We start from the raw sequence: 24,538 nt of genomic DNA, 5'->3' as shown, positions 1-24,538 counted from the left end.
TACGGCCGGTTGACCGCACGGCCCTCCTGGCATGCGTCACACCTTCAGGTACTTGCGCAGCGCGAAGAACGCGGCCAGCGCGGGCATCAGCAGACTCGTCGCGAGGATCAGCGGCAGCTTCGCCAGCACGGCGTCCCAGCCGATGAAGTTGATCAGGTTCAGCTTGTGCGACAGGGCGAGGCCGTGGTCGATGATGAAGTACCGCGCGATCACCAGGAATCCGCACGCGACCGTGCCGCCGATCAGCCCGGCGACCGCGGCCTCCATGATGAACGGCGCCTGGATGTAGAAGCCGGAGGCGCCCACCAGGCGCATGATCCCGGTCTCACGCCGTCGGCTGAACGCCGAGACGCGCACGGTGTTGACGATCAGCATCAGCGCGACGACCAGCATCAGCGCCATGATCGCGCGGGCGGCCCAGTTCATGCCGTTGAGCAGGCCGAAGAGGTTGTCCAGGATGCCTTTCTGGTCCTGCACGGACTGCACGCCGTCGCGCCCGTTGAAGGCGCTGGCGATGACCCGGTACTGCTCCGGGTTCTTCAGCTTGATCCGGTACGACTCCTGCATCTGGTCCGGCGTGAGGGAGCTGGCCAGCGGGGAGTCGCCGAACTGCTCCTTGTAGTGCTTGTACGCCTCGTCCTGCGACTCGTACGTGACCTTGTCGACCACCGACATCTTGTGCAGGTCGGCGAGGATCGCCTTCTTCTGGTCCTCGGTGACCGCGCCCTTGGCGCAGTTGGGGTCGTTCTCGGCGTCGCTCTTGTTGCAGAGGAAGATCGAGACGTTGACCTTGTCGTACCAGTAGCCCTTCATCGTGTTGACCTGGTCACTCATCAGCAGCGAACCACCGAACAGGGCCAGGGACAGGGCGACGGAGACGATGACCGCGAAGGTCATCGTCAGGTTGCGGCGGAGACCGACACCGATCTCCGACAGGACGAACTGGGCGCGCATGGCGTCTGGTTAAGCCTTTCCGTTCCTCGTCAGTGCTGGTAGCCGTAGACGCCGCGCGCCTGGTCGCGGACGAGACGGCCCTTCTCCAGCTCGATGACGCGCTTGCGCATCTGGTCCACGATGTTCTGGTCGTGGGTCGCCATCACCACGGTCGTGCCCGTCCGGTTGATCCGGTCGAGCAGCTTCATGATGCCGACGGAGGTCTGCGGGTCGAGGTTGCCGGTGGGCTCGTCGGCGATCAGCAGCTTGGGCCGGTTGACGAAGGCCCGCGCGATGGCGACGCGCTGCTGCTCACCACCGGACAGCTCACCCGGCATCCGGTCCTCCTTGCCGCCGAGCCCGACGAGGTCGAGCACCTGCGGCACGGACTTGCGGATCTCGCCGCGCGACTTGCCGATGACCTCCTGCGCGAAGGCGACGTTCTCGGCGACCGTCTTGTTCGGCAGGAGGCGGAAGTCCTGGAACACCGTCCCCAGCTGGCGGCGCATCTGCGGCACCTTCCAGTTGGAGAGGCGCGCGAGGTCCTTGCCCAGGACGTGCACCTGACCCTGGCTGCACCGCTCCTCGCGGAGGATCAGCCGCAGGAAGGTGGACTTTCCGGAGCCGGAGGACCCCACGAGGAACACGAACTCGCCCTTCTCCACCTCGAGGGAGACATCCCTGAGGGCGGGGCGGGTCTGCTTGGGGTAGACCTTGGAGACGTTGTCGAATCGGATCACGGATGCACCACGGTTAGCCGGGGGTAGATGAGCGTGACCATACGCGAACCAGGTGTGCAACTGCAGTCGGCAGTCGGGGTTGAGTGGTAGTTGTGCGTTTTGTCCATGCCTCAAAAGGGCGCGGACAACTGCGCGACCGGTCACAGACGCCCCGCAGCCGCGAAACGACCCGGGCCACCCCTCCGAGAGCGCCCGGCCCCGGCCCCGCAGGGAACCCGCGCTGAAACTCGCCGAACCTGGCACAGTGGGGAGGGGAACGTTCGCGTGTCCGCGAGCGTTGTGTACATGGAACCGGTGCAAGGAGGGCGAGCGCATGACGTACGACCGGCTGGTGTGCGCGAACTGCGCGGCGCCCGTGAGCGAGGGCCGGTGCCCCGTGTGCCGCGCGAACCGCGAGCGGCTGCAGCAGGAGAACTTCTTCGCGGGGCTGAACCCGATGGCGCTGATCGCGCTGCTGGCGGTGCTGATCGCGGCGGTGGCGCTGCTGGCGCACCAGACCGCGTAGCCGCAGACCGCGTAGCGCAGACTGCGGGGCGCAGACTTCACGGTGCAGACTTCACGGCTCAGACTTCAAGGTGCAGGCTTAAAGACCATGTGAAGGGCCCGGAGCGGCAGGCTCCGGGCCCTTCAGCATGTAGTGCAGTGCGCGTACTCTCCGTACGGCCGCCGCTACCGTCAGGCAGCAGCGCCGCCGCGACCGCCCATCAGGCGCGGCAGGACGCGGAAGCCGATGCCGCCGGCGATCATCGTGGCTGCGCCGACCAGCAGGAACGTGGTCTGTGCGGCACCCGTCTCGGCGAGCTGCTTGCCGCCGCCCTGGGCCGAGGTGTCCGAGCCGGTGTCGGTGAGGGCGGAGGTGCCCTCCTCCTGGGCGGAGGTGCCGGAGCCGCCGTCGGGGTCGGTGTTGCTGTTGCCGCCCTGGCCGTTGCCGTTCCCGTTGCCGGAGCCGCCGTCCGAGGGGTCCTCGGTGGGCTCGGTGGGATTGCCCGTGGGCTCGGCGGGGCCGGACTCGGTCGGACCGGGCTGGGTGGTCGGAGGCTGCGAGGTCGGAGGCTCCGACGTCGGAGGCTCAGAGGTGGGAATCGGGTCGGTCGGCAGGCCGGTGTCGGACGGCGTCGGGGCCGAGATGGTCGGGTCGTCCGTGCCGACGTTCACACCGGCGTTGATCCCGTTGTCGTCGGCGCTGACGTTCACGCCGATGTCGAGGGCCGAGGCGGCACCCGCGGCGGTCAGCGAGGCACCGGCCGCGATCACGGCACCGGCCGCTATCCGCGCGACACGGATCCGCGTCTTCTTCGTCATATGGTTGCTACCCCCAGTAGCTGGATTGTCAATGAGCGGCGCGTGGGGCCGTGATCAACGGAGGCAGCTGGCGCAGTGCAAGTCCCCCCGGTTCACATGCGCCCCAGAAATGCGCATGCCACGCTTCACCCTTCCGATTTTTCAAAGCACCGTCAAGGCCATTGCGTACGCAATGTCCACTTGCGCCTCGTTTGCGGGACGTTGAAGCCTGTGAGTGTGATGTAAAACCCAGACATCCGCAGACAGAAATGGCAACTGCCGCCGGGACGGCGGCAGTTGCCAAGTCGACAAAGCGTCTATATCGCCTCGCGGCAGCGGCGGCTTTACTTCGACTGCTGTTCCTGCTGCTTGCGCCAGCGAATCCCGGCCTCGAGGAACCCGTCGATCTCGCCGTTGAACACGGCCTCGGGATTGCCGACTTCGTACTCCGTGCGCAGGTCCTTGACCATCTGGTACGGGTGCAGGACGTACGAACGCATCTGGTTGCCCCAGGAGTTGCCGCCGTCGCCCTTGAGGGCGTCCATCTTGGCCCGCTCCTCCTGGCGCCGCCGCTCGAGCAGCTTGGCCTGGAGCACGGCCATGGCGGTGGCCTTGTTCTGGATCTGGGAGCGCTCGTTCTGGCAGGAGACGACGATGCCGGTGGGCAGGTGGGTGATGCGCACCGCGGAGTCGGTCGTGTTGACGCCCTGGCCGCCGGGACCGGAGGACCGGTAGACGTCGATCCGGAGGTCGGACTCGTCGATGTCGACGTGGTCGGACTGCTCGACGACGGGGAGGACCTCGACGCCGGCGAAGGAGGTCTGGCGGCGCCCCTGGTTGTCGAAGGGGGAGATGCGGACGAGCCGGTGGGTGCCCTGCTCGACGGAGAGGGTGCCGTAGGCGTACGGCACCTGCACGGCGAAGGTGGTGGACTTGATCCCGGCTTCCTCGGCGTACGAGGTCTCGTAGATCTCCGTCTTGTAACCGTGCTGCTCGGCCCACCGCAGGTACATGCGCTGCAGCCGCTCGGCGAAGTCGGCGGCGTCGACGCCACCGGCCTCGGCGCGGATGTTGACGAGCGCCTCGCGGGCGTCGTACTCGCCGGAGAGCAGCGTCCGGACTTCCATCTCGTCGAGTGCCTTCTTGACCTCGACGAGCTCGGCCTCGGCCTCGGCGCGGGCGTCCGGGTCGTCCTCGGACTCGGCGAGCTCGAAGAGCACAGCGAGGTCGTCGATCCTGCCACGCAGGGTCTCGGCCTTCCTCACCTCCGCCTGGAGGTGGGACAGCTTGCTGGTGATCTTCTGCGCCTCGTCCGGGTTGTCCCACAGGGACGGCGCGGCCGCCTGCTCCTCGAGCACGGCGATGTCTGCCCTCATCCTGTCGAGGTCCAGTACGGCCTCGATCGACTCCATGGTCGAGGAGAGGGACTTCAGCTCTTCGGATACATCGACGACTGCCACGCCCTCAAGCCTAACGGCTGTGGCAACCGACCTCTGTCCTGCAGCGTCCCCAGCGGCCCCCGGCGCTGTGCGGGCGTCGCCGGGGTGCGGGGGAGCAGGGCACAGCCCCCTCTCGGGTCCGGGGCGGAGCTCCGGGTGGGGCACCTCCCCCTGCCGGGTCAGGAGGGAGGCGAGGTTACGGGGCCGCCGGTGCCGAGCGCTTCGTGTCCTGCGGCGCCGTGTCCCCGTCGTCCCCCGACGTCGCCAGCCACGCGCCCACCCCGACCACCGCCGCCAGCGCCACTCCGGCCACGCCCAGCGTGATCCGGCGCCGCCGCGCAGCCGCCCGGTGCCGGGCCGAGCCGGGTCGCGGGGCGCCCGCGGCCCTGGGCGCACGGGCCGTGCCCCGCGCCCCGCCGGCCAGCTCGTCCGGCGCCGGTACCCGCATCGACGTGTGCGTGTCCCGGTTCGAGTCCGGCTTCGCGCCCGGCACCAGCGGCACCGCGCCCCGCCGCCGTGTCCGCTCCCCGGCCGGCGCGGACGCCACCGCGGACGCCTCCTCCTGCGGCTCCTCCGCCGGATCCACATCCGGCTCGTCCACGTCCAGCGGCGGCATCCCCGCGAGCATCGGCAGCAGTTCCCTGAGCCGCGCCGCCAGCTCCGACGCCCGCAGCCGCGACGCCGGCGCCTTCGCCAGGCATTGCACGAGCAGCTGCCACAGCTCGTCCGGGATGCCGGGGAGCGGGACCACGGTCTCCGTGACGTGACGGCGCAGCACCGCCCCCGGGTGCCCGCCGCCGAACGGCGTGAAGCCCGCCAGCAGCTCGTACAGCACCGTGGCCAGCGCGTAGATGTCCACCGCCGCCCGCGGAGGCAGGCCCTCCACGATCTCCGGCGCCAGATAGTCCGGCGTGCCGATGATCTTCGTAGCGCGCGTCCGCTTCGGCGAGTCGATGAGCTTGGCCACACCGAAGTCCGTCAGCAGGGCCGGATGCGCCCCGCCCGGGCCCAGTGGGCCCTGCATGTCCAGCAGCACGTTCTCCGGCTTGACGTCCCGGTGCACGACCCCCGCCGCATGTGCCGCGGCGAGCCCGTCGGCCACGTCCGCCACGATGGCCACCGCCGCCTCGGGCGCGAGCCGCCGGTCCCGCTCCAGGCGGGTGCGCAGGTCCGTACCGCGGACGAGGTCCATGACGAGGGCCAGGTCGTTGCCGTCGACCACCAGGTCCCGTACGGAGACCACGTTCGGGTGGTCGAGGCCCAGCAGCGCCGTCCGCTCCTGCACGAAGCGGCCCACGAGTTCCTGGTCGGAGGCGAGATCCTCACGCAGCAGCTTGATCGCGACGGGCCCGTCCGGCCCCTCGCCCAGCCACACCGTGCCGGCGCTGCCCCGTCCCAGGATCTGGTTCGCGGTGTACCGGCTGCCGATCTTCCGTGCCAAGACTGCTCCTACAGACGCGTGTTGCCGCTAAAACTACGCGTCCGACGAGCCAACCTTCACCGCGGAGACGGAAATCACCCGCCAGATGTCGACAAATTCCCAAACTCGCAGGCGTGTCCGTCGGTCGCCCGGGCCGTCAGTTGCCCTTCGAGCTGCCGTTCAGGTCCTTGATCCAGCCGGTCACGTTGCCGAACCAGTCGCTCAGCTGCGCCCAGTAGCTCTTGCCCGACCCGATCCAGTGCTGCAGCGGGCTGAACTCCCAGACCAGCCACCCCGCGACGAACAGGATGACGATCGTGAACAGGCATCCCTTCAGGCAGCCGAGGCCGGGGATCTTCATGCGGTTTGCACTGCGCTGCCGCGGCGGCCGCGGCTCGCGCGCCGGCCGCCGGGGCTCCGGTTGCGCGGGCGGCGCGTAGCGCTGGGGCTGCTGGTGCTGCGGCGGGGCGTACTGCTGCGGCTGCTGCTGGTAGCCGTACCCGGGTCCGGGCTGCGGACGCTGCTGGGCCGGCCGCTGCTGCTGCGGGCGGGCGACCTGCCGCTGCGGGCGGCGGCGCAGCGGGTCCTCGCTGGGGTCCAGGTACTGGATCTGCGTCTGCTCGTTGCGGTCGCGGGCGGCACGCAGCTGGGTCTGCCAGGGGTGCGGCTGCTCGGGCTGCTGCCCCTGCTGGTCGTCGCCGGGCTGGTTCTGCGGCACCGGCGGCATCATGCGCGTCGGGTCGGCCGCGCCGCGGTTCGGCAGCACGGTGGTCGGGTCGGCGGCGCCGGGCGGGCCGCCGGTGTGCGGCAGGACGCTGGTCGCGGCGTTCGGGTCGTACGACGCCGCGTCCTGCGGCAGCACCTGCGTCGGGTCGGCGGCTCCGGGCACGCCCGGCACGGTCGCGGGCGCCGGATCCGGGGCCAGCAGGGCGCCGACGCCCTCCGCGGCGGCGATCTGCGCGGCGTTCGCGTGCACCCCGATGCCCTCGGCGACGACGCGCAGGCCGCGCGCGAGGTTCTCGGCGCTGGGCCGCTCGTCGGGGTTCTTGCGCAGGCAGCGCTCTATGACCGTCCACAGCGGGTCGGGGACCGTGGACGGGCGGCGCGGCTCGGCGCTCAGATGCTGGTGCAGGACCTCCAGAGCCGAGCCGCCGGAGAACGGCGGACGGCCGGTGACCAGCTCGTACAGCAGGATTCCGGCGCCGTAGATGTCGACGGCGGACGTCTGCGGACGGCCCTCGGCCGACTCGGGCGCGACGTACGCGGGCGTGCCGACGAATTCGTGGGTGCGGGTGAGGCCGGGCGAGTCGGCAAGGCGCGCGATGCCGAAGTCGGTCAGCATCGGGTGCAACTGCCCGCCGTCCTGCTTGAGCAGGACGTTCGCGGGCTTCAGGTCGCGGTGGACGACCCCGTCGGCGTGGCTCGCGGCGAGTGCGTCGGCGATCTGGGCGGTGAGCAGCGCGGCGGCGACGGGCGTGAAGGGCCCGCTCTCGCGCAGGTAGCGGTGCAGGTCGGGGCCGTCGACCAGGTCCATGACCAGGGCCAGCAGGTCGCCCTCGACCACCAGGTCGCGGACCCGGACGATGTTCGGGTGAGTCAGGCGGAGCAGCACGGACCGCTCCCGCAGGAACCGCATCACGACGTCCGCGTCGTTCGCCAGCTCTTCCTTGAGGACCTTGATCGCGACGGTCTCGCCGGGCTGGCCGGGCACGGCCGCCTCGGCGCCCGCGGTCTCCCGCTGGCGGGCTCGCCAGACGGTGCCCGTGGCGCCGCGTCCGAGCGGCTCCTCGAGCAGGTACTTGCTGCCTACCGGCCGCACGTCATGCGCTCCCTGCTGCTTGCTTGCCTGGTCCCCCGCGCCGATTCCGGCGGGCCGCGGGTGTCCCGACCCACTGTAATGCCGCCGTGCGCGACGGCGAGTTGTCGTCGTCCTGCTCCCGGCGGTCGTTCCGTGCGGGGCGCCGGGGTCCCCCGAGGCCACTTACGCACGGAGTGCCGTACATGTTCGATGGAAAGACGCTCGGCTCGGGTCGGTTGGTTGCCGCGCGCGGACGTGACCGATCTCAAGCGGACATTCGCAGAGCACTGGTCAGGCACTTTTGCGGGCAGAGCCGACCAATCAAGATCACTTGCCCGTGGGCGGCGGGCAAGTTGTCAGTGGCAGGTGCGAGGATGCCTCCAGTACTGGCCGACGTGCTCGTGCGGCGGTGGGGGAAGTCCGCGGTAGGGGACCGCGGGACGGCTTCGTCCCCGTTCGCGGGCGCCCGCGCAGAAGGGACCGCTGACGGCGATGCAGATCCGGCTGACCGTCGTAGACCCGCTGGGCCCGCACTCCCCCAGGCTCTCGGCTCCGCTCGAGCAGGGGGGACCCCGCCCATCGGCACAGGGCCGCGCCGCGAGCTGCGACGTGCTGGTCACGGCGCCCGCGGGCACGGCCCTGGCCGCGGTGGCGTCGGCGCTCGCCGCCGCGGTCGCCGGCGAGGCGGGTGCGTCCGAGCGGAGCCGGGAGCCCGGGGCGGGCCCGGTGGTGCTGTACGCGGGCGCGGAGCGCCTCGACCCCCAGCGCTGCACGCTCGGCGAGCCCCCGCTGCTCGACGGCGCGGTGCTGTCCCTGGGCGCCCCCGCCGAGCCCGAGCCGCACCCCGAACTCGACGACGCCCCGACCCAGCTGCACGTGGTCGCGGGCCCGGACGCGGGCGGGGTCCATCTGCTGCACGGCGGGCAGATCACCGTCGGCCGCTCCGCCGACGCCGACGTCCCGCTCGACGACCCCGACGTCTCCCGCCTGCACTGCGCGGTGACGGTCGCCCCCGACGGCCGCGTCTCGGTCGCGGACCTCGGCTCCACGAACGGCACGGTGCTGGACGGCACACGCGTGGGCATACGCCCGGTCCGCTTCACCCCGGGCGCCCTCCTGCGCATCGGCGAGTCCGCCCTGCGGCTGACGCCGGCCGGGGGGCCGGGGGCGCGGGTGGAGACGGCACCGGACGGCGAGGGGCATGTGCGCGTTCCCTCCGGGGGCGAGCGCGGACCGGGCAGCGCCGCAGGAGCGGGGAGCGGCGGCACGGGAAGCGGCGCCGCGGCGGGCAGCGGCGGCGCGGGCGTGGCTACGACCGTCCACGCACGCGTGAGAGGTTCCGCAGACGGTACGGTCAGCGGAGCGGGTACGGCGGGATCGGCCCCGTCGGCACCCCCGGCGGACGCCGGTGGGACACGTGCCCCCCTCCCGCACGGCTCGGCGAGCTGGGGCGCCTCGGGGGACGCCCCGGGAGCTCAGGAACACGGGCCGGTCGAATTTCCGGTGGTGCCGGCGCAGGGCCACGCGCCGCGGATCGAGAGCCACGGCAGCGCGCGCGGTACGGCGCCCCGCGACGGCGCGTCCTCCGCACCGGACGGCGGCGGGGACACCTACGGCGGACGGTTCGCAGTGGGCGGGCACACCGGAGCATTCACCGCCGAGAACGCCGAGAACACGGACGGCTCACCGTCTGGCACGGCGGCTCGGGCCGGGCGCTCGGACGGTGCCGCCGCCGGCGGAAGCGGCCGCAAGAAAACGCCCCTCCGGGGCACCGACGTCCTGCAGGGCGTGCGCAGGCGCGGCGGGCTCGGGGCATGGGCGCGGCGGCTGGCCGGGGGACGCGGCGAACAGGCGACGACCCGACGCCGGACGTACGACGACGGGCCGGCCGGCGTGACGGCGCAGGGCCTGTCCCCGGCGTACGCCGGACCGCAGCTGCCGGAGACCTGGCCGGACCCGGCGGCGCTGCTGCTGACGGCACTGGGCCCGGGGCCGCGGCTGTGGGAGCGCGGACCGGGGCATCCGGAGGCGCTCACCGTCCGGCTCGGCACGGCCGACCGGGCGGCCCTCGACGGCTCGGGGCTGCTGCCCGCGGTGCCGGTGACCACCGATCTGCGCGAGGTGGGGGCGCTGGGCCTGGCCGGACCGCGCGCCCGCCTGTCCGGAGTGGCACGCGCGGTGCTGGCCCAGCTCGCCGCGCTGCACTCCCCCGACACCCTCGAGATCGTCCTGCTCAGTGCGGACCACACCCGCCCCCTGGAGGAGCGCACCGCCGAGTGGTCCTGGCTCGGCTGGCTCCCCCACCTGCGCCCCGGCCACGGCCAGGACTGCCGCCTCCTGCTCGCCTACGACCGCGAACAGGCCACGGCCCGCACGGAGGAACTCCTCCGACGTCTGGAGGACCACCTGGCGGAGACGCGCGGCGCGACGGGGCCGGCACCGCGGGGAGGCCGCATGGGCGCGACGACGTACGGCAGCGGGACCGTCGTCGTCTCTCGTGCGCCCGAGGCGGAGAGCGCCCTCGGCGAACCGGGCCGGCCCGGGGCGGAGCACCGGACGCCCCCTTCCGCTGCCGACGGGGCCCAGCCGACCCGAGGCGCGGTCCGGCGTCCCTCCTGGGCGCGGGACAACGACGGGGCTGGGGAGCTGGGCTTCGCGGGGCCCTACACCGTGGTCGTCGTGGACGGCGACCCGGGAGGCGCCGCCGTGCGGGAGGCGGTGGCCCGGCTGGCGCACGAGGGGCCCCGGGCCGGGATACACGTCCTGTGTCTCGCCGAGACGGCACCCGCCCCGCCCGCGTCCCCGGTGACGGACACCTACGAGGCGGCGTGCGCGGGGTCGCCGGTGTTCCGGGAGTGCGGGGCGGTCGCGCTGCTCAGCGGCGACGTGGCGACGGCGCTGCGGCTGATGCGCGTCGCGCCCTCCGGGGCGGCTCCCGGCGCAGCGGAAGGCCCGTACGCGCCCCGGGGCACGGCGGCACACCCGCATCCCGGGCCCGCCGCCGCCCGGCGCTCGGACGCTCCCCTCACGCATCGGGGTACCGCACAGGACGCGCACCCCACCACCAGCGCGGCCGGAACCGCGCACGCCACCACCAGCACAGCGGCAAGCACACAGGCCACCACCAGCACAGCCGAAAACACGCACGCCACCACCACCAGCACCACAGCCGCAAACACGCACCCCGCCGCGGCCGGGACCGGACACCCGACGGCTCCCACCGCCGGACACCCCCACACGGCGCCCGACCCGCGCCCCTCCCCGGTCGCCCCCGGCACCCTCGCCGTCGTCGACGCCGTGTCCCTCGCGTGGGCCGAGCGGTTCGCGCGGGCGCTGGCGCCGTTGCGGACGGACGGGGCCGCCGGAGACCGGAGGACGCGGGTGTCGGCGCCGCTGCCGCTGTCGGCGCGGTTGCTGGACGAGTTGGGGCTGGCCCGGGCCACCCCGGCCTCGCTGCTGGCGCGCTGGGCGGACGCGGCCGACGACACGGCGGCGCTCGGCGGCCGGGCCTGGGCCGTGCTGGGGGCCGGCCCACGCGGACCGGTCTGCGCGGACCTCGTGGCCGACGGCCCGCACCTGCTGATCGAGGGCCCGGCCGGCAGTGGCCGTACGGAGCTACTGCGGTCCGTCGTCGCCTCGCTCGCCGCCGCCGAGCGCCCCGACCGCCTCGGCATCGTCCTGATGGACGGCCGGGACGGCGTCGGCGCGGGGAGCGGCCACGGCGACGGCCTGCGGGCCTGTACGGACGTGCCGCACGTCACGACCCACCTCACCGCCAACGACCCCGTCCGCATGCGGGAGTTCGCCCAGTCCCTGAGCGCCGAGCTGAAGCGGCGGGCCGAGTTGCTCGGGCGGGCCGACTTCGCCGAGTGGCACACCCGGCGCGAGGTGTCGGGCCGTATCGTCGCCCAGCGGACGGCGTCGGGCCGGACCGCATCCGGCGCGCGGACGGGCGATGTGGACACCCCGCCCAGCTCCACCCTGCGGCTGCGGCCCGCGGCGGCCGGTTCGCGGACGGAGGCGGCACCGCCGCTGCCCCGGCTCGTCGTGGTCGTCGACGACCTCGACGCCCTGGTCTCCCCCGCGCTCGGCTCGCCCGGCCGGCCCGCGGCCGGGTCCGTGATACGCGCGCTGGAGGCGGTGGCCCGGGAGGGCGAGCGGCTCGGCGTCCACCTGGTGACGGCCGCCGGGCCCGGGGGCCGTACGGCGGAGACGGAACCTGCACGCCGGGCCACCCTGCGCGTCACGCTGGACGCACCGTCCTCCGGCCCGGACGAACCGGCCCCGGGGCGCGGACGTCTGACCTGTGCGGACGGCCGGGTGACCCCGTTCCAGGGCGGCCGCGTCACGGGCCGTATCCCCCGGACGGCGACCCAGCGCCCCACGGTCGTGACCCTGGAGTGGCGCCGCATGGGAGACCCGCCCGCCCGCCGCTCCGTACGGGAACTGGGCAACGGGCCGACCGACCTGGCCCTGCTGGCCAGCGCGTTGGAGAGGGCGGCGAGGGAGGTCTCGGCGGCGGAGGTGCCCTCCCTGCTCTGATCCCGGCCGCTCCTCTGGCCCGAGTCCCGGGTCGATCCGGCCCTTCCCCCTGATCCGAGTCCCGGCTCTGATCCCGGCCTCTCCTCCGATCCAGGCGCCTGCGCTGTTCGAGCGGTTGCACGTACAGTCACGACGTGGTCACGATCGCCCGGTTGACAGTGTGGGCGCTCTTGCCGCCGTCCGGACCCCGGCGTAGACAGAGCGCACGGGACAGCGCTCGGACGTTCGACGAGGACGAAGAACGGGGCAGTGATGCGCAGCACGAGCAGCACCATCCGGACACACAGGGCCGCCAGAACCGCAGCAGCCGTCGCCGCGGGAGCACTGGCGCTTTCACTCACCGCCTGCGGTGGAAGCAACGACAAGAAGAGCAGCAGCGAACACAGCAGCAAAGACACGGAGACCGGCACCACGGTCACCCTCCCGAAACTGAACGGCGCGACCCTCGAGGTCGCCGCCGTCTGGACCGGCGCCGAGCAGAAAAACTTCAAGAAGGTTCTCGGGGAGTTCGAGAAGCGCACGGGCGCCAAGGTCACCTTCGTCCCCGCCCAGGATCCGATCATCAACTTCCTCGGTTCGAAGATCGCGGGCGGCCAGCCGCCGGACGTCGCGCTCCTGCCGCAGCCCGGCGCCATCAAGCAGGCCGTTCAGAACAAGTGGGCCAAGCCCCTCGGCGCCGAGGCCCAGGCGCAGCTGAGCAAGAACTACTCGCAGGGCTGGCAGGACATCGGCAAGGTCGACGGCAAGGAGTACGGCGTCTACTACAAGGCCGCCAACAAGTCGCTGATCTGGTACAACGCCAAGGTCTTCGAGAACGCGGGCGCGCAGGAACCCAAGACCTGGAAGGACCTGCTCACCACCGCGCAGAAGGTCTACGACTCCGGCGTCACCCCGTTCTCCGTCGGCGGTGCCGACGGCTGGACCCTCACCGACTGGTTCGAGAACGTCTACCTCTCCCAGGCGGGGCCGGAGAAGTACGACCAGCTCGCCCAGCACAAGATCAAGTGGACGGACCCGTCCGTGAAGGACGCGCTGACCACGCTGGCGCAGATCTGGGGCAAGAAGGACTACATCGCGGGCGGCCCGGACGGCGCGCTGCAGACCGAGTTCCCGGCCTCCGTCACCCAGACCTTCACCGGCGGCGACCAGCCGAAGGCCGGCATGGTCTTCGAGGGCGACTTCGCGCAGGTCAACATCGCGGAGACCAAGGCCACGGTGGGCACGGACGCGAAGGTGTTCCCCTTCCCGGCCGTGGGCGGCTCCGCGCCCGTGGTCTCCGGCGGTGACGCGGCCGTCGTCCTGAAGGACTCCAAGGCGGCGCAGGCGCTGGTCACCTTCCTGGCCTCGCCGGACGCGGCCACGATCCAGGCGAAGCTCGGCGGCTACCTCTCCCCGAACAAGAGCGTGCCGGACTCCGCGTACCCGAACGCGGTGCAGCAGAAGATCGCCAAGGCACTCGTCGCGGCCGGCGACAACTTCCGCTTCGACATGTCCGACCAGGCCCCGCAGGCCTTCGGCGGCACGCCCGGCAAGGGCGAGTGGAAGGACCTCCAGGACTTCCTGAAGAACCCGACGGACGTCGCGGGCACGCAGGCGAAGCTGGAGAAGGACGCGGCGGCGGCGTACGGAGGCTGATCCCACGATGACCGGACACCACGTACACAGGCGGATCCGCCGATGACGTCGGCAGCCACGGGGGGCGTTGCCAAAACCCCTGCGACGCCCTCCGCCCCCCGTCGGCGCAAGAGCGTGACCGGCACCCGCAGGATCGTGGCGGCCCTCTTCCTGCTGCCCGCCCTGGTGCTGCTCGGCGCGCTCGTGGTCTACCCGATCGGGTACTCGATCGTCCGCAGCTTCTACAACGCCTCCGGCGACGGTTTCGCCGGGTTCGACAACTACAAGGCCCTGTTCACCGACGACGGCATCCGCACCGCGCTGAAGAACAACATCATCTGGGTGGTGTTCGCGCCGGCGGTCTCCACCGCGCTCGGTCTGATCTTCGCGGTGCTGACCGAACGGGTGCGCTGGGGCACGGCGTTCAAGCTGGTCGTCTTCATGCCGATGGCGATCTCGATGCTGGCGGCCGGGATCATCTTTCGACTGGTGTACGACCAGGACCCGGACAAGGGCGTGGCCAACGCGGTGTGGGTCGGCATCCACGACACCTTCGCCCAGTCGTCGGCGTTCCCGAAGGCGCACCCGGGCCGCCAGTCGCCCCTCAGGCCCGACCAGGGCGGCTTCATCACCTCGACCACCGTCCACACGGGCCAGTCGGTCACCCTGCCCCTCGTCGGCGTCGCCCCCGACCAGATGCCGAGCAGCGCGAAGAAGGCCGTACAGGCCAGGCCGGAGCCGGGCAGGATCACCGGCACCACCTGGCAGGACTTCACGCGCGGCAAGGGCGTCGGGAAACTCGGCGCGGTCGACCCGTCCGAGCTGGGCTATGCCGGGATGAGGATCGAGGCGGTCAAGGACGGCAAGGTGATGGCGTCGACGAAGGCCGCCGACGACGGCACGTTCACGCTGCCCGCCAAGGCCGACGGAGCCCAACTCCGGCTCCCGGCGAGCAACTTCAAGGCACCGTACAACGGCATGGACTGGCTGGGCCCGTCGCTGGTCACGCCGGCCATCATCGGGTCGTACGTGTGGATGTGGGCCGGTTTCGCGATGGTGCTGATCGCGGCCGGGCTCGCGGGTGTGCCCCGTGAACTGCTGGAGGCGGCCCGGGTGGACGGCGCGAACGAGTGGCAGGTGTTCCGCCGGGTCACCGTGCCGCTGCTGGCGCCGGTGCTCGCGGTCGTCACCGTCACGCTGATGATCAACGTGCTGAAGATCTTCGACCTGGTCTTCATCATCGCCCCGGGCTCCTCCCAGGACGACGCCAACGTCCTGGCCCTGGAGCTGTACCGGAAGGGCTTCTCGGAGGGCCAGCCGGGCATCGCCAGCGCCATCGCGGTGTTCCTGCTGCTGCTGGTGATCCCGGTGATGCTGTTCAACATGCGCAGGCTCAGGCGGGAGGTGCGGCGATGACGACGCAGGCCGGCAGTCTCACCGAGGTGCCCCCCGTCGAGACCGTGAAGGCGAAGCAGTCGCTGGGCTCACGGCTCGCGGAAACCGTCAGCGGCAGCCTGGTCCGCGTGTTCCTGATCGTCGTGGGCCTGTTCTGGCTGGTCCCGACGATCGGCCTGCTGCTGTCGTCGCTGCGTTCGCCGGAGGACATGAGCGCGAACGGCTGGTGGAACGTCTTCAGCAAGCCCTCGCAGCTCACCTTCGACAGCTATCAGAAGCTGCTCGAGAACAGCGATATCACCAACTCCCTGGTGAACACCGTCCTGATCACCGTCCCGGCGACCATCCTGGTGGTCGTGGTGGGCTCGCTCGCGGGCTACGCGTTCGCGTGGATGGAGTTCCCGGGCCGCGACTGGTGGTTCCTGGCCGTGGTCGGTCTGCTGGTCGTGCCGGTGCAGGTGGCGCTGATCCCGATCGCCGAACTGTTCGGCAAGCTCGGCCTGTTCGGGACGATCCTCGGAGTGATCCTGTTCCACACGGGCTTCGGTCTGCCCTTCGCGGTGTTCCTGCTGCGGAACTTCTTCGCGGAGATCCCCAGGGAGCTGCTGGAGGCGGCCCGCCTCGACGGTGCCGGTGAACTGCGCCTGTTCGCCCGGGTCGTGATGCCGCTCGGCGGGCCCGCGATTGCGAGCCTGGGCATCTTCCAGTTCCTGTGGGTGTGGAACGACATGCTGGTGGCGCTGGTGTTCACCAAGTCCGGTACGCAGCCGATCACGGTCGCCCTGCAGACCCAGGTGCGCCAGTTCGGCAACAACATCGACGTCCTGGCACCCGGCGCGTTCATCTCGATGGTGATCCCGCTGGCCGTGTTCTTCGCGTTCCAGCGGCAGTTCGTGTCCGGCGTGATGGCGGGCGCGGTCAAGTAGAGAGCGGGCGGGGTCAGTCAACCGAAAGAGCCACCATCATCAACCGGAAGAGTCCCAATCAAAAGGACATATAGAAAGGGCATATAGAGGGGGCGGGCCGTCACCGGTCCGCCCCTTGCCGTTCACCCAGGCGTCCCCCACATGCCGCACGAACCGTAACCAATTCACTCCATCGGCCGTTCCCGGGCAGAACGCCCGCGCCGACCCTTGGATGTCCCCTTGCCCAGGTTCAGTGTCATCGTCCCCGCGCACCAGGTTCAGGCGTACCTGCACGAGTGCCTGGAATCGGTGCTCTCCCAGTCGTATCCGGATCTCGAACTGATCGCCGTCGACGACTGCTCGCCGGACGCCAGCGGAGCGATCATCGACGAGTTCGCGGCCCGCGACCCGCGCGTACGGCCCGTCCACCTGCCGGAGAACCAGGGGCTCGGCCGCGCCCGCAACGCGGGCATGGCCGAGGCCACGGGCGACTACCTGGTCTTCCTGGACAGCGACGACACCCTCGCCCCCGACGCGCTGTGCTCGATCGCCGACCGCATCAAGGAGACCGGCGAGCCGGACGTCCTGGTCTACGACTATGCGCACACGGACTGGACGGGCAGGGCCGTCCGCAACCCGGTCGCAGGCCCGCTCACCGAGGACGGACCGGCCCCCTTCCGCCTGGCGGACCGCCCGGGCCTGCTCAGGGTGCTGATGGTGGCCTGGAACAAGGCCTACCGGCGGGAGTTCGTGGAGCGCGAGGGCTTCACCTTCCCGACCGGCTACTACGAGGACACGCCGTGGACCTACCCGGTCCTGATGGCGGCGGAGTCGATCGCGACCCTGGACCGGGTGTGCGTGCACTACCGGCAGCGCCGGCGGGGCAGCATCCTCGGCACCACCAGCCGCAGGCACTTCGACATCTTCGAGCAGTACGACCGGGTCTTCGCGTTCGTCGACCGGCGCCCCGAACTGACGTGGTGGCGGCCGGTGTTGTTCCGCCGCATGGTCGACCACTTCTCGACGGTGTTCAGCAGGCCCGACCGGCTGCCGCGGGGCTGCCGCGCCGAGTTCCTGCGCAGGGCCCGTACCTACTACCGCCATTACCGCACCCCCGGCGCCCCGGTGCCGCTGCGCTCCCGCCTGCGCCACACCCTGGTCCGCCTGGGCCTGCACCGCACGTTCCGTGGCCTGCAGCTGGCGATGGCCCTGCGCCGCAGCACGGTCAAGGTCACCGCCAAGTCCCTGCGCGCGCTGCGGGCCGCCGTCCTCCAGCTGCACTACCGCATCCAGCTGCGCCTCCCCCTGCGCGCCGACCGCGCGGTCTTCGCCGCCTACTGGGGCCGGGGGCACGGCTGCAACCCGGGCGCGCTGGAGACCGCGTTCCGCGAGTTCGCGCCGCACGTCCGCACGGCGTGGATCGCCCGCCCCGAGCACCACCACACGCTCCCGGCCGCCACCCGCCGCCTCAGCCCGAACACGACGGCGTACTGGACGGCGCTGGCCCGCTCCAAGTACCTGGTCAACAACGTCAACTTCGACCGCCGCTTGGTCAAGCGCCCGGGCCAGGTCTTCGTCCAGACCCAGCACGGCACCCCGCTCAAGCACATGGGCCTCGACCTCCAGGAGCGCCCGGCGGCCGCCCGCGGCATGGACTTCGCGAAGCTGCTGAAGAACGTCGACAAGTGGGACTACGTCCTGTCCGCCAACCGTCACACCACGCTGACCTGGGAGCGGGTCTACCCCGGCGGCTACACCACACTGGAGTACGGCTACCCGCGCAACGACGCCTTCCTCAGGGCGACGCCGGAGGACGTGGCCCGGCTGCGCGAGTCGCTCGGCATCCCGGAGGGCTCGGTCGCGCTCCTGTACGCGCCCACCCACCGCGACTACCGCCGCACCCAGCGCCCCGCCCTGGACCTGGAGCGCGTCCTGTGCCGCCTCGGCCCTCGCTTCGTGGTGCTGGCCCGCGCCCACTACGGGCAGGACGGCCCGCTCACCGGCACCTCGGGCCGGGTCGTCGACGTCAGCGACCACCCGAGCGTCGAGTCCCTCTGCCTCGCCTCGGACGCGCTGGTCACCGACTACTCGTCGATCATGTTCGACTACGCCAACCTGGACCGCCCCATCGTGATCCTGGCCGACGACTGGGAGGCGTACGACGCGGCCCGCGGCACCTACTTCGACGTGCGCTCCTGCTCGCCGGGCGCGGTCGCGCGCAGCGAGGACGAGCTGATCGACATCTTCGTCACCGGCCACTGGCGCGGCTCCCGCTCCGCCCAGCTGCGGGCCGCGTTCCGCGAGCGCTTCTGTCCGTACGACGACGGACGCGCCGCCGAGCGGGTCGTGCGCCACGTCGTGCTCGGACAGACGGACGTGGCGGCCGGGCTGCCGTCGGTCGTCCCGCTCGCCGAGCGCCGCCCGGTGCCGTCACCGGCCGCGACCCTCGCGCGCTCCCTGCTCGCCACCGTGCCGCAACCTACCGGTCACCAGGCCGTCACCGAGAGCCGCTGAACGCCGTTTGCTCTTCCGGGAGTCGGTAGGCACCCCAGTACGTCGCGGCCCACCCCGACGCGGCCGTCGACCTGGCGGCCGTCCGGGCGGCGGGGCCGCGGCCCCAGGACGACCACCGTCCACCGGACCCGGTCAACAACAGAGAGAGCAGAATGCCCCGCTTCAGCATCATCGTCCCGTCCCATGGGGTCGCGGGCCGGCTGTCCCAGGCGCTGGACTCGGTCCTCGCCCAGTCCTTCGGCGACTTCGAGCTGATCGCGGTGTGCGACGCGCCCGACGCCCCGGCCGCGGACGTCGCCGCCGACCACGCCGGGCGGGACTCCAGGGTGGCTCCGGTGCACTCGCCGCCGTCCGCCGGTCCGGGCGGGGCGCGCAACGCCGGGATGCGGGTGGCGACCGGCGCGTATCTGCTGTTCCTCGACGGCGACGACGTCCTCGTGCCGGGTGCGCTGACGGCGCTGGCCGCCCGCCTCGACGAGACCGGCGACGTCGACGTGCTGTACTTCGAGCACGAGCGGACGCCCTGGTGGGAGGGCGAGCCGACCAACCCGGCCGGGCCGCTGCTGGCGAAGTCCCCGGCGCACGCCTTCTCCCCCGCCGAGGCCCCGCACCTCACGGGCGTCCGGCTCCCGGCGTGGAGCGCGACCTACCGCCGTTCCTTCGTCACCGGGCGCGGCCTCGCCTTCCCCGACGGCCACTACACCGCCCTCGGCTGGGGCGGCCTGGTCACCGTCGCCGCCGAGCGGATCGCGGTGCTGCGCCGGGTCGTCGTACGGCATCTGCTGCGCCGGCAGGGCAGCCGGCTCAATCTCCCGGGCGAGCACCAGCTCGACCTCCTCGACCAGACCGAGCGGGTGCTCGTCCGGGCCGCCGAACAGGGGCTGTCGGCCGAGCGGTCGGCGCCGCTGTTCGAGCAGCTCTTCGGCACCGTCCTGAAGACGGCCGCCCATCCGGAACGGGTGCCCGCGCGGCGGCGCAGGGCGTTCTTCCGCCGGGCGGGCCGCCTGTACCGCCGCCACCGCCCGGACGGCTTCCGGGCCCCCGGCGGCAGCCTCGGTGTCCAGCACCGGCTGCTGGCGACCGGGGCGTACACGGCGTTCCGCACGCTGCGGGGCGCCAACCAGGCGGCCGTGAGGGCCGCCCGGAGCCTCCCGCGCGCCCAGGGGCTGCGCACACGTCTGGCCTACCAGTGGCATCTGCGCCGCCCCCTCGACGAGAACCTCGTCGTGTACTGCGCGTACTGGGGCCGCGGCTACGCCTGCAACCCGGCCGCCCTCCACGCCAAGGCCCGGGAACTCGCCCCGCACCTGCGCGCGGTGTTCCTGGTCGAGCCCGGCCAGGCGCACGCCATGCCCGAGGGCATCGACTACGCGGTGATCGGCAGCCGCCGGTACTGGAAGGTGCTGGCCCGCGCCAAGTACCTGGTGAACAACGCCAACTTCGCCGAGGGCGTCGTCAAACGCCCCGGCAGCGTGCACCTGCAGACCCAGCACGGCACCCCGCTGAAGACGATGGGCTGCGACCAGTCGACGTACCCGGTGGTCGCGGCCGCGACCGGCAGCTTCACCAAACTGCTGAACCGCGTGGACCGCTGGGACTACAACCTGTGCTCCAACCGCCACTCCACGGAAATGTGGGAGCGGGCCTTCCCCGGCGCGTACGAGGCCCTCGAGTACGGCTATCCGCGCAACGACGTCTACTGCACGGCCCGCGCCGACGACGTCGCCCGCATCCGAAGGGAACTGGGCGTTCCGGAGGGAAGCACCGCCGTCCTGTACGCGCCCACCCACCGCGACCACCACACCGGCTTCGCGACGGACCTGGACCTGGAGGCGTTCTGCGAGGCGGCCGGCGAGGACGTCGTCGTGCTCCTGCGCGCCCACTACTTCTACGACCGGGGCGGTCGGCGAAGCAGCGGCCGGATCATCGACGTGACCGCGCACCGCTCCTCGGAGGAGGTGTGCCTGGCCGCCGACGCGCTGGTCACCGACTACTCGTCGATCATGTTCGACTACGCCAACCTCGACCGCCCGATCGTCGTGTACGCCGACGACTGGGAGATCTACCGGGAGACGCGGGGCGTCTACTTCGACCTCATCGAGGCGCCGCCGGGCCCGGTGGCCCGTACACCGCAGGAGCTGGCGCGGATCTTCCGCGACGGCTCGTACGCGGGGGCCGGGTCGGCGGCACTGCGGGCGGCGTTCCGGGAGCGGTTCTGCCAGTTCGACGACGGGCGGGCCGCCGAGCGCGTCGTGCGCCGGGTGTTCCTCGGCGAACCGCCGGAGGGGGTGCCGCCCGTGATCCCGCTCGCCGAGCGCGTCCCGGCCCCCGCCGCCGCCCTCCTCGTAAGGAGCTGACCGAGAAGTGCTTCGCTTCAGCATCATCGTCCCCTGTTTCAAGGTGCAGGGCTTTTTGCGCGAGTGCCTCGACTCGGTCCTGGGGCAGTCGTACCGGGACATCGAGGTGATCGCCGTCGACGACCGCTCCCCCGACGGCTGCGGCGCGATCCTCGACGAGTACGCGGCCCGCGACACGCGCGTGCGGGTGCTGCACCTGCCGGAGAACGTTGGCCTCGGCCGCGCCCGCAACGCGGGAATGCCGCACGCCACCGGCGACTTCCTCTTCTTCCTCGACAGTGACGACACCCTCACCCCGGGCGCGCTGCGCGCCATGGCCGATTGCCTCGACGAGACCGCCGACCCGGACGTGCTGGTCTTCGACTACGCGCGCACCTACTGGTGGGGCGGAACCCGGCGGAACGCCCTCGCGCACGTGCTGGCGGAGGTCGGCGCCGGGACCTTCACGGCCGCCGAACACCCGGAGATCCTCGATCTGTTGATGGTGGTGTGGAACAAGGTCTACCGGCGGGACTTCGTCGAGGAGAACGGCTTCGCGTTCCCGCCCGGCTACTACGAGGACACGCCCTGGACCTTCCCGGTCATGTTCAGCGCCGAGCGGATCGCCACGCTCGACCGGATCTGCCTGAACTACCGCCAGCGGCGGCAGGGCAACATCCTGTCCACCACCAGCCGCAAGCACTTCGACGTCCACGACCAGTACGCGCGGGTCTTCGCGGTCGTCGACTCCCGCCCCGAGCTGGCGAGTTGGCGGCCGTACCTGCACCGCAAGTTGGGCGAGCACTGTCTGGACATCCTCGCCAAGCCGGACCGGCTCCCCCCGTCGGACAAGGCCGAGTTCTTCCGCCGTACGGCCGAGATGTTCCGCAGACACCGGCCTGCCGGTGCGTCCGTGGACGGCGAAGTCCGCGTACTGGCGGGAAGTTACGCGGCGTACCAGGTCAGGCGGCGGGCCGGGCGGGCCGGCCGGGAGCTCGGGCGCCGGGCGCTCCAGGTCCGCAGGGCCGCGGCCGGGCGGGGGAAGGGCGGCTGGGCCGCGCTGCACGCCCGCCGGGCACTGGACCCCGACCTGGCGATCTACTCGGCGTTCTCGCACCGCGGAGTGCTCGGCGACCCGGCGGCGATCTACCACAAGGCGCGGGAGATCGCCCCGCACCTGCGTGGAGTGTGGGTGGTCCAGGACGAGCAGCAGGCGCCACTGCTGCCGCCGGACGTCGAGTACATCCTGCTCGGCTCCCTGCGCTACCGGCAGCTCACCGCGCGCGCCACGTACTTCGTCAACAACGTCAACTGGCCCGGCACGCTGCTCAAGCGCCCCGGCAGCGTCCACATCCACACCCACCAGGGCACCCCGCTGAAGTACATGGCGGCCGACCTGCTGACCAAGCCCGGCGCCCGGCACGGCGTCGACGTGCCGCAGATGCTGCGCCGCGCCGACCGCTGGGACTACAGCCTGGTCGCCAACCGCCACTCCGAGCTGGTGTGGGAGCGGGCCTACCCCTGCCACTTCACCTCCGTGCGCACCGGCAGCCCGCGCAACGACGTGCTGGTCAACGCGCAGCCGGGCGACGGCGACGCGGTGCGCGCCCGGCTCGGCCTCCCGGCGGACCACACGGTGGTGCTGTACGCGCCGACCCGGCGCGAGTACCGGCGCGGCGGCCACGTCGACCGCATCGACCTGGCGCGGTTCGCCGACGACCTCGGCGAGGGCCACACCCTCGTCGTCCGGCTGCACCCCTCGCTGGCGACCGGCCCAGCGCGCGGGCTGGGGCTGGCCGAGCTGCACCGGCGCGGGGTGGTCGTCGACGCAACCGACGAGCCGCACGTCGAGGAGGTCATGCTCGCCTCCGACGTACTGGTCACCGACTACTCGGCCCTGATGTTCGACTACGCCGGTCTGGACCGCCCGATCGTGGTCCACGCCGACGACTGGGGCGCGTACGCGGCGAGCCGCGGCGCCTACTTCGACATCACCGCCGAGCCGCCGGGCCACGTGTCGCGCTCCTACCGGGAACTGGCGTGGCTGTTCGCCTCCGGCAGCTGGCGGGACGCGGAGTCGGCGCGGCTGCGGGCCTCCTTCCGGGCGCGGTTCTGCGAGTTCGACGACGGGCGGGCCGCCGAACGGGTGGTACGGACGCTGCTGCTCGGTGAGGAGGGCTGGACGCCCCGGCCGGCGGTCCCCGCCCAGGCCGCCTCGGACACTCCCGCCGCCCAGGTCCCCGCGCAGGCCTCCGGGCACGACCTGCTCGCGCCGTCGTGAAGCCCCGCGCCTGGGTCCTGCTCCTCGCCGCCGTCTTCGCGCTGCTCCAGCTCGCCAACGTCACCGGCCGGGACACTCCCGACACCAAGAACTACCTGTCGTACGCCCTGAGCCTGCGCGGCGAGACCAAGCGGGAGGCGGCCGCCACCACGATCGACTACGCGTGTGCGGGAGAGGCGACGCGAGCGAGCCGCTACCAGAGCGTGGACGTGCTGCGCTTCCGCGGGCCGAGCCCGGCCGCGCGGGTGACCACGGAGTGCCGGGCGGCCACGTGGCGCGAGGTGGAGGCGCGGCTGCGGGCCGGGCAGACCGGCGGGCACACCCTGCCGTTCATGTCGGAGCGGTTCATGCGGATCTTCGAGGTGCGGCCGGGCTACCCGGTGTTGCTGATCCCGTTCCTCACGGTGTTCGGCGTGCCGTGGGGCATGTGGGCGGCGGGCGTCGTCGTCACGGTCGCGGGGGGCGTCCTCGTCTTCCTGATTCTGCGCACCCAGCGGGTGCCGGTGCCCATTGCGCTGACCGGTCAGGCCCTCTACTGCGTCCTGCCGTGCGGCACGACCGCCATGCGGCCGATGACCGAGGGCCTGCTGCTGGCGCTGACCCTGGCGGCGGTGTGGGGCTGCGCCCTGGTGCTGGACGGGCACCGGCGGTGCGGGGTCGCCCTGGTCGGCGGGGCGCTGCTCGCGCTGTTCACGGTCAAGCACTCCCAGGCGCTGTTCCTCGGGCTGAGCCTGGCCGCCGCGGGCACGGTGATCGCCGTACGGCGGTGGGCGCTCCGGCGGCCGCCGGAGCGCGGGGTCCTGGCGATCACGGCGGTGGCCTGCTGCGCCGTCGTCGGCACGCTGCTGACGGCGCGGGCCCTGCACTACCCGGGCGACACCGACAGCCTCCAGGACCTGCTCACGAACCACTACGCCCTGCCCGACCGCGCCCACCCGTGGCAGGAGTTGCTGCGCCTGGAGGGCAACTTCTGGCTGGAGTGGCTGCGGCGGCAGCTGTGGCAGCCGCTGTTCGCCGCCCTGCTCGCCGCGGGTGCGTGGGGTGCGCTGCGGCGGCGCCGGGCGTTCGGCGCCTTCGTGGTCGCGGCCGCGTTCACCGGGATCCTCACCCAGGCGGCGCACCCCGACATCAGCGTGTGGGGCGAGCGGCTGATCGTGATGGCCTGGCTGCTGCCGGTCGTGGGGGTGCCGCTGCTGCTGGACCGGGTGGTGCCCCGGCCCGCGACCGGTGCACCCATTCCGCGCCCGGCGAGCGAGCACAGCCGGCTCACTCGATGAGGTGATACGGGGCAGGGGTGTTGATCTTGGCGGGAATATACGACCAATGCCCCGTAGATCCCC

General features: G+C 72.2%; 15 protein-coding genes. 9 read left to right on the top strand and 6 right to left on the bottom strand.

Annotation, left to right across the window (positions count from 1 at the left end; all coding sequences use genetic code 11):
* Window positions 1-36 precede the first annotated feature (36 nt).
* Both ftsX and ftsE read right to left on the bottom strand, forming a co-directional pair.
* A complete protein-coding gene (ftsX, locus tag ABZV31_RS23955; protein ID WP_355897325.1) occupies window positions 37-954 on the bottom strand; it encodes a permease-like cell division protein FtsX in 918 nt (305 codons plus the stop codon).
* A gap of 29 nt (window positions 955-983) precedes the next feature.
* A complete protein-coding gene (gene ftsE / locus ABZV31_RS23950; protein ID WP_355897322.1) occupies window positions 984-1,673 on the bottom strand; it encodes a cell division ATP-binding protein FtsE in 690 nt (229 codons plus the stop codon).
* A 313-nt stretch (window positions 1,674-1,986) separates the two neighbouring features.
* On the opposite strand from ftsE, the gene ABZV31_RS23945 reads away from it, so the two are divergent.
* Window positions 1,987-2,178: a hypothetical protein gene (locus ABZV31_RS23945; RefSeq protein ID WP_016438128.1), complete on the top strand. Its 192-nt coding sequence runs from the start codon at window positions 1,987-1,989 to the stop codon at window positions 2,176-2,178.
* A 170-nt stretch (window positions 2,179-2,348) separates the two neighbouring features.
* On the opposite strand, the gene ABZV31_RS23940 is transcribed toward ABZV31_RS23945, so the two are convergent.
* From ABZV31_RS23940 to ABZV31_RS23925, 4 genes are all read right to left on the bottom strand, one after another.
* Window positions 2,349-2,975: a hypothetical protein gene (locus tag ABZV31_RS23940; protein WP_355897319.1), complete on the bottom strand. Its 627-nt coding sequence runs from the start codon at window positions 2,973-2,975 to the stop codon at window positions 2,349-2,351.
* Between the two features lie 323 nt (window positions 2,976-3,298).
* Complete coding sequence (gene prfB / locus ABZV31_RS23935; protein WP_355897316.1) at window positions 3,299-4,414, bottom strand: peptide chain release factor 2; 1,116 nt, start codon at window positions 4,412-4,414, stop codon at window positions 3,299-3,301.
* 175 nt (window positions 4,415-4,589) lie between these two features.
* Window positions 4,590-5,834, bottom strand: a complete 1,245-nt coding sequence (locus ABZV31_RS23930) for a serine/threonine-protein kinase (protein WP_355897314.1) — start codon at window positions 5,832-5,834, stop codon at window positions 4,590-4,592.
* A 136-nt stretch (window positions 5,835-5,970) separates the two neighbouring features.
* Complete coding sequence (locus ABZV31_RS23925; protein ID WP_355897311.1) at window positions 5,971-7,632, bottom strand: protein kinase; 1,662 nt, start codon at window positions 7,630-7,632, stop codon at window positions 5,971-5,973.
* 471 nt (window positions 7,633-8,103) lie between these two features.
* Between ABZV31_RS23925 and ABZV31_RS23920 the strand changes: the two genes are divergently transcribed.
* From ABZV31_RS23920 to ABZV31_RS23885, 8 genes are all read left to right on the top strand, one after another.
* Entirely contained in the window at window positions 8,104-12,153 is a 4,050-nt protein-coding gene (locus ABZV31_RS23920; protein ID WP_355897308.1) for an FHA domain-containing protein, read from the top strand.
* Between the two features lie 252 nt (window positions 12,154-12,405).
* On the top strand, window positions 12,406-13,788 hold the full coding sequence (locus tag ABZV31_RS23915) for an extracellular solute-binding protein (protein WP_355897305.1): 1,383 nt from the start codon (window positions 12,406-12,408) through the stop codon (window positions 13,786-13,788).
* 42 nt (window positions 13,789-13,830) lie between these two features.
* Complete coding sequence (locus ABZV31_RS23910; RefSeq protein ID WP_355897303.1) at window positions 13,831-15,183, top strand: sugar ABC transporter permease; 1,353 nt, start codon at window positions 13,831-13,833, stop codon at window positions 15,181-15,183.
* Window positions 15,180-16,088, top strand: a complete 909-nt coding sequence (locus tag ABZV31_RS23905) for a carbohydrate ABC transporter permease (RefSeq protein WP_355897300.1) — start codon at window positions 15,180-15,182, stop codon at window positions 16,086-16,088. The genes ABZV31_RS23910 and ABZV31_RS23905 overlap by 4 nt, the downstream gene beginning before the upstream one ends.
* 219 nt (window positions 16,089-16,307) lie before the next feature.
* Entirely contained in the window at window positions 16,308-18,581 is a 2,274-nt protein-coding gene (locus tag ABZV31_RS23900) for a bifunctional glycosyltransferase family 2 protein/CDP-glycerol:glycerophosphate glycerophosphotransferase (protein WP_355897297.1), read from the top strand.
* Between the two features lie 152 nt (window positions 18,582-18,733).
* On the top strand, window positions 18,734-20,938 hold the full coding sequence (locus ABZV31_RS23895) for a bifunctional glycosyltransferase family 2 protein/CDP-glycerol:glycerophosphate glycerophosphotransferase (protein ID WP_355897295.1): 2,205 nt from the start codon (window positions 18,734-18,736) through the stop codon (window positions 20,936-20,938).
* A 7-nt stretch (window positions 20,939-20,945) separates the two neighbouring features.
* Complete coding sequence (locus ABZV31_RS23890) at window positions 20,946-23,198, top strand: CDP-glycerol glycerophosphotransferase family protein (protein WP_355897292.1); 2,253 nt, start codon at window positions 20,946-20,948, stop codon at window positions 23,196-23,198.
* The gene (locus ABZV31_RS23885; RefSeq protein WP_355897289.1) at window positions 23,195-24,475 is read left to right on the top strand and encodes a hypothetical protein; all 1,281 of its coding nucleotides are present in this window, start codon (window positions 23,195-23,197) and stop codon (window positions 24,473-24,475) included. Before ABZV31_RS23890 ends, ABZV31_RS23885 begins: the two co-directional genes overlap by 4 nt.
* The last annotated feature ends 63 nt before the right edge of the window (window positions 24,476-24,538 follow it).

The organism is Streptomyces sp. NPDC005202 (assembly GCF_040608235.1).
Lineage (GTDB): Bacteria > Actinomycetota > Actinomycetes > Streptomycetales > Streptomycetaceae > Streptomyces.
Note: the sequence above shows the minus strand (reverse complement) of the source record. Positions and strands in the feature narration are given on the sequence as shown.

What these genes read in the sequence shown, in the direction of transcription:
- ftsX (WP_355897325.1), bottom strand. Translation starts at nt 954, where the DNA reads ATGCGCGCCCAGTTCGTCCTGTCGGAGATCGGTGTCGGTCTCCGCCGC.
- ABZV31_RS23945 (WP_016438128.1), top strand. Translation starts at nt 1,987, where the DNA reads ATGACGTACGACCGGCTGGTGTGCGCGAACTGCGCGGCGCCCGTGAGC.
- ABZV31_RS23940 (WP_355897319.1), bottom strand. Translation starts at nt 2,975, where the DNA reads ATGACGAAGAAGACGCGGATCCGTGTCGCGCGGATAGCGGCCGGTGCC.
- ABZV31_RS23920 (WP_355897308.1), top strand. Translation starts at nt 8,104, where the DNA reads ATGCAGATCCGGCTGACCGTCGTAGACCCGCTGGGCCCGCACTCCCCC.
- ABZV31_RS23915 (WP_355897305.1), top strand. Translation starts at nt 12,406, where the DNA reads ATGCGCAGCACGAGCAGCACCATCCGGACACACAGGGCCGCCAGAACC.
- ABZV31_RS23910 (WP_355897303.1), top strand. Translation starts at nt 13,831, where the DNA reads ATGACGTCGGCAGCCACGGGGGGCGTTGCCAAAACCCCTGCGACGCCC.
- ABZV31_RS23905 (WP_355897300.1), top strand. Translation starts at nt 15,180, where the DNA reads ATGACGACGCAGGCCGGCAGTCTCACCGAGGTGCCCCCCGTCGAGACC.
- ABZV31_RS23895 (WP_355897295.1), top strand. Translation starts at nt 18,734, where the DNA reads ATGCCCCGCTTCAGCATCATCGTCCCGTCCCATGGGGTCGCGGGCCGG.